Annotated in this window: 12 protein-coding genes; 10 read left to right on the top strand and 2 right to left on the bottom strand. The window is 29.9% G+C overall.

Annotation, left to right across the window (positions count from 1 at the left end; translation table 11 throughout):
- The 9 genes from K354_RS14365 to K354_RS0112395 all read left to right on the top strand — a co-directional run.
- The coding region (locus tag K354_RS14365) for a methyl-accepting chemotaxis protein (protein WP_037940802.1) at nt 1-519 on the top strand (519 nt) is incomplete at its 5' end.
- A 139-nt stretch (nt 520-658) separates the two neighbouring features.
- The gene (locus K354_RS0112355) at nt 659-1,459 is read left to right on the top strand and encodes a transporter substrate-binding domain-containing protein (protein ID WP_024955806.1); all 801 of its coding nucleotides are present in this window, start codon (nt 659-661) and stop codon (nt 1,457-1,459) included.
- Nucleotides 1,460-1,492: 33 nt separating this feature from the next.
- Nucleotides 1,493-2,353, top strand: a complete 861-nt coding sequence (gene dat, locus K354_RS0112360) for a D-amino-acid transaminase (protein ID WP_024955807.1) — start codon at nt 1,493-1,495, stop codon at nt 2,351-2,353.
- A gap of 41 nt (nt 2,354-2,394) precedes the next feature.
- Complete coding sequence (locus K354_RS0112370) at nt 2,395-3,234, top strand: DMT family transporter (RefSeq protein WP_281169411.1); 840 nt, start codon at nt 2,395-2,397, stop codon at nt 3,232-3,234.
- On the top strand, nt 3,231-4,127 hold the full coding sequence (locus tag K354_RS0112375) for a Ppx/GppA phosphatase family protein (RefSeq protein WP_024955809.1): 897 nt from the start codon (nt 3,231-3,233) through the stop codon (nt 4,125-4,127). The genes K354_RS0112370 and K354_RS0112375 overlap by 4 nt, the downstream gene beginning before the upstream one ends.
- A 50-nt stretch (nt 4,128-4,177) precedes the next feature.
- Nucleotides 4,178-5,869 (top strand): acetolactate synthase large subunit, encoded by a 1,692-nt coding sequence (locus tag K354_RS0112380; RefSeq protein WP_024955810.1) that lies wholly within the window; start codon nt 4,178-4,180, stop codon nt 5,867-5,869.
- 12 nt (nt 5,870-5,881) lie between these two features.
- Entirely contained in the window at nt 5,882-6,343 is a 462-nt protein-coding gene (gene ilvN / locus K354_RS0112385; protein WP_024955811.1) for an acetolactate synthase small subunit, read from the top strand.
- Nucleotides 6,343-7,296 (top strand): UDP-3-O-(3-hydroxymyristoyl)glucosamine N-acyltransferase, encoded by a 954-nt coding sequence (lpxD, locus tag K354_RS0112390; RefSeq protein ID WP_024955812.1) that lies wholly within the window; start codon nt 6,343-6,345, stop codon nt 7,294-7,296. Before ilvN ends, lpxD begins: the two co-directional genes overlap by 1 nt.
- Nucleotides 7,297-7,304: 8 nt before the next feature.
- Nucleotides 7,305-7,550, top strand: a complete 246-nt coding sequence (locus tag K354_RS0112395; protein ID WP_024955813.1) for a hypothetical protein — start codon at nt 7,305-7,307, stop codon at nt 7,548-7,550.
- 38 nt (nt 7,551-7,588) lie between these two features.
- Here K354_RS0112395 and K354_RS0112400 read toward each other — a convergent pair whose 3' ends face one another.
- Both K354_RS0112400 and K354_RS0112405 read right to left on the bottom strand, forming a co-directional pair.
- Nucleotides 7,589-8,785 carry an NAD(P)-dependent oxidoreductase gene (locus tag K354_RS0112400; RefSeq protein WP_024955814.1) on the bottom strand — a complete coding sequence of 399 codons (1,197 nt, stop codon included), beginning with the start codon at nt 8,783-8,785 and terminating at the stop codon, nt 7,589-7,591.
- 92 nt (nt 8,786-8,877) lie between these two features.
- Nucleotides 8,878-10,047, bottom strand: a complete 1,170-nt coding sequence (locus K354_RS0112405; protein ID WP_024955815.1) for a pyridoxal phosphate-dependent aminotransferase — start codon at nt 10,045-10,047, stop codon at nt 8,878-8,880.
- Nucleotides 10,048-10,182: 135 nt separating this feature from the next.
- On the opposite strand from K354_RS0112405, the gene K354_RS0112410 reads away from it, so the two are divergent.
- Complete coding sequence (locus K354_RS0112410; RefSeq protein WP_024955816.1) at nt 10,183-11,385, top strand: APC family permease; 1,203 nt, start codon at nt 10,183-10,185, stop codon at nt 11,383-11,385.
- Nucleotides 11,386-11,391 lie beyond the last annotated feature (6 nt).

Below are 11,391 nucleotides of genomic sequence, written 5' to 3' on the forward strand. Positions count from 1 at the left end.
GAAGTTAAAAATGTCTTAGATGTCATTAGAGATATAGCAGACCAAACAAATTTACTTGCACTCAATGCTGCTATTGAAGCTGCTCGTGCAGGTGAACATGGACGAGGATTTGCAGTTGTTGCTGATGAAGTTAGAGCTTTGGCTGAGCGTACACAAAAATCTTTAGGTGAGATTGATGCTACAACAAATTTAGTTGTTCAAAGTGTTATGGAAAGTACAGATGAGATAAATACTAATGCAAAAAAAGTAGAAGAGTTAACAAATATATCAGCAGAACTACAAATTGTTATTCAAAATGTAGTTGGAGTATTAGAATCAGCAGTAGGATCAGCAGGAAAATCAGTGGATGATTATATTCAAACTTCTGATAAAATTATTCATATTGTTGATGAGATTGAAAAATCAAATACTTTAAGTGTTGAAAATACCCATTCAATTCAAGAAATGAATACTGCAACGGATAAGTTACATACAATGAGTGATAAGTTACATAAAGAGTTGATGAAATTTAAGTCCTAATATAAATGGGTGTAATTTTAAATGAAATAGAGGGAATAAAATCCCTCTAAATCTTATATACAAGAAATCTTCAAATTAATATCTTTTTTATATAAACGTTGTTAAAATCAGCATTTAAATTTAAACAAAAAGGAAAAGAGTGAAAAAAATTTTACTTACATTAATTTTATTACTCAGCTTTAATTTAATGGCTGATGATATTAAGTTATGGGAAAAATCAACATTAAATACAATTTTACAAAGAGGTGAATTAAGAGTAGCAACAGAACCAGGTTATATGCCTCTTGAAATGAAAGATAAAAAAGGGAATATCATTGGTTTTGATATTGATTTAGCTAAACAGATGGCAAAAGCAATGGGTGTAAAACTTACAGTTGTTTCAACAACTTTTGATGGTATTATTGCAGGTTTACTTACTGGTAAATATGATATTATCATAGCTGGAATGACAATCACACAAAAAAGAAATTTAAAAATTAATTTTTCTAATTCTTATTTAAGTATTGGTCAAACTATTTTAGCTCAAAATAAATATGCAGGAAAAACTTGGAAAGACTTAGATAACAAAGAGAGTATAATAGTGACTAAACTTGGTCAAACAGGTGAAATTGTGACTAGAAAATTATTTAAAAAAGCGAAAATAAGAACTTTTGATACAGAGGCAGAATGTGTTCAGGAAGTTATGAATGGAAATGCTACAGCTTTTGTTTATGATAAACCATATAACGCTATATTTGTATCAAGTAAAGGTAAAGATAGAGTGACGCATTTAGATGAAGATTTAAGTTATGAGCCTCTAGGTATGGCTGTAAGAAAAGGTGACCCTGATTTTATTAATTGGTTAAATAATTTTATAAATCAAATAAAACATGATGGTACTTATGATAAAATTTATACTAAATGGTTCAAAAGAGATAAGTGGTTAAAAAAAGTAATTTAATAGTTAGAAAATAAAATTATATTGGAGATTGCGATGAGTAATATTGTCTTTTTAAATGGTGAATATTTAAAAGAAGATGAAGCAAAGGTATCTGTATTTGATAGAGGATATATGTTTGGTGATGGAGTATATGAAGTAGTTCCAGTTGTGAATTATACAGTACTTGATAAAGAGCCATTTTTAGAAAGGTTTACTAGAAGTTTAGCTGAATTGGAATTAGATTGGCCTATGAGTCCAGATGCATTTCTAATAATGATTGATGAGTTAATCAAGAGAAATGACATCAAAGAGGGTGGCGTTTATATGCAAGTTACTAGAGGTGTTGCTCCTCGTGATTTTTCTTATCCAAAAGATACTCCTACTACATGTACAGCTTTTGCATTTTCAAAAAATGTTATAGATAATCCACAAGCACAAGAGGGTTTAAAAGTTGTAACAGTAGAAGATATTAGATGGAAAAGAAGAGATGTAAAATCTATAGCACTTTTAGGTCAATGTGTTGCAAAACAAGAAGCTAAAAAGAAAGGTGCATATGAAGGCTGGATGGTAGAAGATGGTTTTGTAACAGAAGGTACTTCTTCTACAGCTTATATTGTTAAAGATAATGTAATTATAACAAGACCTTTATCTAATTCAATATTACCAGGTATTAGAAGAAAACTTTTAATTGAGATTGCAAAAGAACATGATGTTAAGATTGAAGAGCGCCTTTTTACAGTAGAAGAAGCTTTAAATGCTGATGAAGCATTTTTATCTAGTGCAACTACATTTGTTTTACCAATCATAGAAATAGATGGTAAAAAAATTGGTAATGGAAAACCAGGACCAGTTGCTAAAAAGATGAGAGAAATGTATATTGCTTCTGCTTTAGATATTGCTGGTGTAAAACTATAAAATTAATAAGCACACCAAAATTAATTGATTATTTACAATTAATTTTACTTGCAGCAATTTGGGGGAGTGCCTTTTTAGCTATAGAAATAGCTTTAAAAGAGGTATCTCCTCTTTTAGTAGCATTTTGTAGAATAAGTTTAGCTTGTCTTCTTTTACTTTTTGTTGTGTTCTACAAGCGATATTCTTTTCCAAAAGATAAAAATTCATGGTTTATCCTTGTTATCGCAGGAATGTTAAATAATGCGATTCCTTTTTTTCTTATAAGTTGGGGACAACTTTATATTAATAGTTCTACTGCTGCTATTTTACTTTCAAGTGGACCTTTTATTGCTCTTGTTTTATCTCATTTTGTTACTAATGATGAAAAGTTTTCGCTTTTTAAACTTATAAGTGTTGTTTTAGGATTTTTAGGTATTTTTGTTCTTGTTGGTGGTGATATTGTAAGTCAAAGAACAGATGCGATTTATGGACAATTAGCAGTATTATTAGCAACTATTGGATATATAAGTTCAGGATTACTTATACGAAAACTCAATAATATAAATACTGTTGTATGTTCAACATCTATGTTTTTAACTGGTTTTATTGTTATGATACCTTTTGTTCCCATTCATGAAGTATTAAAAATAAATTTGAATAGCATTTCTTTTATTTTTATTTTGTATTTAGCTATTGTACCAACTGCTATTGCTTCTTTAATTAGGGTACAACTCGTAAGACGTGTTGGTGTTCAGTTTATGTCGCAAGTATCTTATCTTATCCCTATATTTGCTATTTTTTGGGCATGGTTATTTTTATCTGAATTTCCAAAGAGTAATGCTTGGATAGCTTTAATCTTAATCTTAACTGGTTTATTAATAAGAAGAATAAAAGAGTCATGATAGCTTGTGATTTGGGTTCAAATACTTTAAGAATTGTAAAAATTGACCCTTTAAGTAAAGAAAGACTTAAAGAGTATGAAAAATCAGTAAGAACTGCAAAAAATCTCTATAAGACTGGTGAAATTTCTCAAGACTCTATTCAAAGAATTTTTTATGCTTTAAAAGAAGCAGATATATTGTTTGACTTTAAAAACAATGAAGTACATTGTGTAACCACTGAAGCTATGAGAAAAGCAAATAATTCACAAGAAATATTAAAACAAATTAAAAATGAATTTGGCTTAGACTTTAAAATAATTGATGGACAAGAAGAAGCGAGACTGACTCTTCTTGGAGTTAAACATGCGATTAAAAAATGTAAAATCATAACAAATTCATATTGTGTGATAGATTTAGGTGGAGGTTCCACTGAAATAAGCTTTATAAATGATAAAGATATTCAAAGTAAGAGTTTTGGATTTGGTATAGTAAAAATTGCAGAAAAATATGAATCTTCAATTAAAAAAATAGAAAATAATATTGATGAAGAAGTAAAAATAATTGATAGTTTTATAAAAGATAAAAAATGCACACACCTAATCGCAACAGCTGGAACACCAACAACAGTTTGTGCTTTTTTAGAAGGTATAGATTATAAAAATTATGACTATAAAAAAATAAATGGGAAATCTTTACATGTAGAAGATTTTTCAAAAGCATTGAGCAAACTTTTACGTATGGACAAAAAAAGTAGAGAATTTTGGGTTGGAACAAATAGAAGTGATTTAGTTTGTGCAGGGATACTAATAGTAATAGCAATTATGAAAAAATTGAAATTTGAGAATTGTATAGTTATTGATGATAGTTTAAGAGAAGGTCTCGCAATATCAAAATGTAAGATTAATGTTATTTAGATATAATTAACAACTTTTTTAAAGTAAATTATATTAGCAAAGGAGAAGTCATGGAATTAAGCGGTTCTCAAATGGTTATTGAAGCACTAAGAAGGGAGAACGTTAGCGTGGTCTTTGGTTATCCTGGTGGTGCTATTATGAATGTTTACGATGAAGTTTATAAACAAGATTATTTTCAACATATTTTAGTAAAACATGAACAAGCTGCAATTCATGCAGCAGATGGTTATGCAAGAAGTAGTGGAGATGTTGGAGTTGCTTTTGTTACAAGTGGACCAGGATTTACAAATGCTGTTACTGGACTTGCAACAGCATATATGGATTCAATCCCTATGGTTGTAATTAGTGGACAAGTTCCAATTACTATGATAGGTACTGATGCATTTCAAGAAATTGATGCTGTTGGAATTTCTCGTCCTTGTGTAAAACATAATTATCTAGTAAAAGACGTAAAAGATTTACCTCGTATTCTTAAAGAAGCATTTTATATTGCAAAAAGTGGTCGTCCTGGACCTGTTCATGTTGATATTCCTAAGGATGTTACAGCGCATATTGGTAAATTTGAGTATCCTGAAACTATCAAAATGCAAACATATAAGCCTACGTATAAGGGAAATGTTCGCCAAATAAAAAAAGCTGTTGAAGCTATAGCAAATGCTAAAAGACCAGTATTATATATTGGTGGTGGTGCTATTAATTCAAATGCAAGTGAAGTTGTACGTGAATTTGCAAAGATCACTGGAATTCCTGCTGTTGAGACCTTAATGGCAAGAGGAGTTATGGGTGATGAAAACCCACTTCTTTTAGGAATGTTAGGAATGCATGGCTGTTATAGTGCAAATATGGCTATGAGTGAAGCAGACATAATGATAGCTTTTGGCCCTAGATTTGATGATAGAGTTACAGGAAAGCTTAGCGAATTTGCAAAACATGCAAAAATTATCCACATAGATATTGATCCAAGTAGTATTGGAAAAATTGTTCCCATTGATTATCCAATAGTTGGAGATTTAAAGAATGTTGTTCAAGGAATGATTCCTTTAGCAAAAGAAAAAGTTGATTCTAGTAAATATAAGAGCTGGAGAGATTTATTAAATAGATATAATGAAATTCATCCATTAAAATATGATGATTCAGATGATGTTATTAAACCTCAGTGGGTTATAGAAAGAGTTGGTGAGCTTCTTGATGGAGATGCTTTTATTACAACTGATGTTGGACAGCATCAAATGTGGACTGCACAGTTTTACCCATTTAGTTTTCCACGTCAATTTGTAACAAGTGGTGGTCTTGGAACTATGGGGTTTGGATTACCAGCTGCAATTGGGGTAAAAAGAGCATTTCCTCATAAAACATCGATTAACTTTACAGGTGATGGTTCAATTTTGATGAATATTCAAGAACTTATGACAGCAGTTGAAGCAAAGACACCAGTAATCAATATTATATTAAATAATAAGTTTTTAGGAATGGTTCGTCAATGGCAGACATTTTTTTACGATAAACGTTATTCATCAACGGATATTCAAGTACAACCAGATTTTGTAAAACTTGTTGAGAGTTTTGGTGGTGTTGGGTACCGTGTTACTACAAAAGAAGAGTTTGATACAGCATTACAAGATGCAATTAAAAGTAATAAAGTTGCTATGATAGATGTACAAGTAGATAGATTAGAAAATGTTTTACCAATGGTTCCTGCTGGTGGGACATTATATAATATGATGTTAGAGTATAAGGAGTAGATGATGGAAAATATTAGAAGAGTACTTTCAGTTATCGTTTTAAATGAAGATGGTGTACTATCTCGTATATCAGGTCTTTTTGCAGGTCGTGGTTATAATATTGATAGTTTAACTGTAGCACCTGTTCCTAATACAAATCTTTCAAGACTTACTATTGTAACTTCTGGAAACCAAAGAGTTTTAGAACAAATTGTGAAACAACTTCATAAACTTATCCCAACATATAAAGTTATTGAATCAGCTGAATTTGTTGAAAAAGAGATGGCATTAGTTAAAATTCCTCTTAATGAAGATTTTAACGGATTAGATGCTATGTTAAAAGCATATAATGGAACTATAGCTAATAGTGGAGAAAACTTTATAGTTGTTATGGTTGCTGATGATTCAAAAAGAGTAGATAATTTTTTAAAAGCTATCAAAAAGTACAATCCAATTGAGATGGTACGTGGTGGTTCTGTGGCTTTGGACGTTTAATGTATTTATCTCAAATACTAAAAGAAATAGGATTAGAGTATAAGGGTGAAGATTTTAGAGTTTCATCCTTTGAAACTCTAAAAGATGCAGATTCATCACAAATCTCTTTTTTGAATGATGAAAAATTTATAGAAGATTTAAAAGTTACAAAAGCTGGTGCTGTTATAATCAAAATCGAACATGAAGAGTTTTTACCCAATAACTGCAATGCAATTATTAGTAGAAACCCTCATTTTGATATGGCAAAAATGAGTAAATATTTTGCAAAAATGCCATTTTTAAATAATGGTAAAAAAGATATTAGTGATTTAGCTACTGTTGATAAGCATGCTGTTGTAGGAGATGGTAGCATTATAGAAGAGGGTGTTTATATTATGCCTGGTGCTATTATTGGAGCAAATGTAAAAATAGGTAAAAATACAAGAATATATCCAAATGTTGTTGTATATGATAATGTTCAAATTGGTGAAAATTGTTTTATCCAGGCTGGTGCTATTATTGGTAGTGACGGTTATGGTTTTGCCCATACTGATTTAGGTGAGCATGTAAAAATTTATCATACAGGAAACGTTGTAATAGAAGACGATGTAGAAATAGGTGCAAATACAACTGTTGATCGTGCTGTATTTGGGACAACAAGAATTGGCAAAAATACAAAAATAGATAATCTTGTTCAAATTGGACACAATTGTGAATTAGGTCAATCTTGTATTTTAGTTGCACAATCAGGACTTTCTGGTTCAACAACATTAGGTCGTAATGTTGTGATGGGTGGACAAAGTGCATCTGCTGGGCACCTTCAAATAGGTGATTTTGCACAAATTGCAGCTCGTGGTGGTATTACAAAGTCAATTGAAGGTGGAAAAACCTATGGTGGTTTTCCATTGATGTTACAAAAAGATTGGTTGAGAACTCAACTAAGAATGATTAAATATTTCAAAAAAAATAAATAGGAGAAATTATGAGTGGAAAAAATACAATTTTAAATACATTCGCTTTAGCAGAAACTAAAAAAGGAATCATTTCAGTTTCACATTTAGAAGAGCCTTATGGTAATGGTTCATTTCCAGTAGTTAGTATTGGTATATCGTTAAAAGGTGATGCTAGCAGTCCAGATTGGAAAGCACATATACCTTATGAAAATTTAGACCAATTAATAGAGTCTTTACAAGATGCTAAAAAAAGTTTTGAGAAAGAATCAAAATAGTTTTGTGTTCTACATGTAAACCTTACATGTAGAACTTTTTATAAGTTATCGATATATTCTTCTATTGATACAGCAACTTTCTTTGAAAAAGCAACTGCTTCAACAACAGTTCTAGCCCCAGTTACAACATCTCCAGAAGCAAAAACTCCAACGCGAGAAGTCATTCCATTTTCATCAGTGCTTAGTAAGCCTTTTTCATCAACACTTATGTCTTTATTATTTTTGACTATAATATCATTTGGATTTTGGCTGATAGAAATAAAAATAGAATCAGTTTCAATAAAACCTTTTTCATCTGTACCATCTGTTGTTTGATAAAAAATTCCTTTATCATTAAATTCTAAAGGTTCTTTATAAAAATCAAATTTAACACCATCAATTTTAGCACAATCCACTTCATGTTTTTCAGCAGGTATATTTTCTTCACCTTTCCTATACATGATTACCACTTCTTTTACACCGTTTCTAACAGCAGTTCTAGCAACATCCATAGCAACATTTCCAGCACCAAGAACTACAACTTTTTTACCTAAATCATAAACAGAAGGATTTTTGAGATAGTCAATGGCAAAATGAACATGTCCCAAGCTTTCGCCCTTAATTCCAAGTTTTTTTGGACTCCACACACCTGTACTTAAAAAGACTGCTTTGAATCCATCACGAAATAGATCATCAATAGTAATGTTTTTACCTATCATTATATTAGGTCTAATAATAACACCTAGTTGTTTTAATTTTTCTATGAGTTTGTCAAGAATATTCTTATTTAATCTAAAATCAGGAATACCTTGTCTTAAAACACCACCAATTTTATCATGACTATCGTACATAGTGATTCCATAACCTTTGGATGCTAGTATAAAAGCAAGCGCAATTCCAGCAGGACCACTACCAATAATAGCTATGTTATGACCATTATGTTCAGGTTTTTTAAATTGAGTATCATGCATATAAAAATCTGATATATAATTTTCTATACTTCCTACACTTACAGCTGTTTTTTTCTTATTAAGTACACAATGACCTTCACAATGTTTTTCATGTGGACAAACTAATGAACAGATAATAGATAATGGATTGTTATCAAAAAGCATTTGTCCTGCAGTTCTTATCTCTCCAGATAAAAAAAGTCTTATCATCTCTGCAATTGGAGTATTAACAGGACATCCTTTTTCACATGAAGGTTTTTTACAACCTAGACAAGTATTTGCTAAGTCTATGGTATATTTATTCATATTGAACCTTATTTGTAGTTATGATATTTTATCAAAGAATGTAAAAATAAAAAGGATATAGATCAAGATTCCCCACACTTGTGGGGAATTTGTTATTTGTAGTTTTTAACAAAATCTTCGATTCTATTAATTCCTTCTATAATACTTTTTTGGTCTGTAGCAAAAGAAAATCTTAGATATCCTTCAGCACCAAAACCTATACCAGGAACAGTAGCAACACCTTTTTCAGCCAATAATTTTTTACAAAATTCTACTGAATCATTTGTGATTTGTTTGAAGTTTACATAAAGATAAAATGCTCCACTTGGTTTTACAACGCTTAAACCTTCAATAGCATTAAACATTTCTATAGCTATGTCTCTTCTTTTTTCAAACTCTTTTCTCATCATCTCAATGTCATTATTAGCTTCACCTAAAAGTGCAGGAATTGAAGCTTTTTGTGTAATAGCATTTATATTAGAAGTACTTTGACTTTGAAGTTTTTTAACAGCAGCAGTGATTTCTTTCATCGGCGTAGCCATATAACCAAATCTCCAACCAGTCATTGCTACTGATTTACTAAGACCATTTATAGTTATTGTTCTTTTGAACATATCATCACTAATTGAAGCTACTGAAGTAAATTTTAAGCCATCAAAAAGAATTTTTTCATACATTTCATCAGAAAGTACGATTATATCTGTGCCTTTTAAAACTTCTGCTAATCCTTCTAATTCTTCTTTAGTATATACAGAACCTGTTGGATTTGAAGGAGTATTTAAAACTAAAGCTTTTGTTTTATTTGTAATAGCGTTTTTAAGTTGTTTAGGTGTGATTTTAAATTCACTTTCATCACTAGTTTCAATATAAACTGGTACACCATCACTATATTTAACAATTTCAGGATAAGTAACCCAATAAGGAGCAGGGATAATTACTTCATCACCAGAATTTAAAAGTACTTGAAAAATATTAAATAAAGAGTGTTTTGCTCCTACATTTGTAATAATATCAGTAACGTCATATTTTAAATTATTCTCATTTTTAAGTTTAGTTTGAATAGCTTTTAAAACTTCAGGAGTTCCTGGAACTGCTGTATACGTAGAGTTTCCTTCTTTTATTGCTTCAATAGCTGCATTTTTAATTACATCAGGAGTTCCAAAATCTGGTTCACCTGCTGAAAAACTTAAAACATCTTGACCATTAGCTTTCATTTCTCTGGCTAAAGTTGTTATAGCTATTGTCAAAGACTCAGACAATACATCTATACGTTTTGCTATCATCATTACACCTTAATTAATTTTTGGAATTATACCTAAAATATAATTAAAAATCGACAGTAATTTTAACATATAACTTAGTTTTTATAAGATAATATAAATATCTTAATCCATAAACAATAAAAAGAGTATTTTATTATGAATGTAAAAGAAAAAAAGTTGAACACATTTACACTTTCAGGGCTTATTATTGGTCCAATATTAGGTTCAGGTGTTATTTTATTACCTCCACTTTTATATAATATTATTGGAAATTTTTCTTTACTTATTTGGTTGAGTATATTAATACTTGGATTTTCTTTTGCTCTTATTTTTGGCAAATTAGCTATTTTATTTCCAGGAGATGGAGGAGTTTCCCTTGCTACAAAATCAGCGATGGGTGAAAAGTACCAAATATTAACATCTTTTTATCTTATTTGTGCAGTATTTTTTGGGCCCGTTGCTGTTCTTTTGATAGCCGCAACATTTATTCAAGAGTATTTTCCAGATACTTCAATAGTGATTTTAGGATTTTTTATATATCTTATAACATATACTCTTATGCTTGTAAAAATAGACTTTTTAGGTAAATTAATGCTTATTGTCACTTCTACAATTACTTTAATATTTTTGATTTGTAGTGTGAATATTCTTTTACATGTAGATAGTTTTATTTTTGAGCTTCCAAATATTGAAATAAAAGAATTAGGTCACTCCTTTTTAATTGTATTTTGGGCAATAGTGGGTTGGGAAGTCATAGGTAATTATTCTAATGAAGTAAAAAATACAAAAACACTAACTACCGCTGTTATTGTATCTGCAATTATTGTTTCTTTAGTTTATTTTCTCATAGCTTTAGCCATATGTTTTGGTGATTTTTCTAATAAAAATAGTGAAAGTTTTAAGTTAGTATGGTTAATTGAACCAATTTTTCATAGTTATTCTCAAAATATACTCTCTTTTGTCTCTGTAATTTTATGTATAGGAACTCTTTTATTATTTATTGGTGGAGTAGCTAGGCTTATCTCTTCACTTAAATTTACACAATATACATCAAAGCACTTAAAAAATGGTACACCTATTGGTTCTTTAAATTTTTTGTCAAGTATTTATATGATCACTCTTGGTTTGGTGTATTTTAGTTTTTTAAGTTTAGATGATCTTGTTGCATTTGCAGATGGTTTTTTTATTGCAAATGCAATTATTGGACTTATAACGGCTATTTTACTTTTTGAAAGTGGATTTTTACGATACAGTGCCTATTTATTGACAGTGCTTTTCTTAGGAATATTACTTTTTTCAAATCTATTTATTTTACTCATAATAGCAGGGTTATTTGTATTTACTTATTTAAAAAGGTGAATGTCA

Source organism: Sulfurospirillum arcachonense DSM 9755 (genome assembly GCF_000597725.1).
Classification (GTDB): domain Bacteria; phylum Campylobacterota; class Campylobacteria; order Campylobacterales; family Sulfurospirillaceae; genus Sulfurospirillum_A; species Sulfurospirillum_A arcachonense.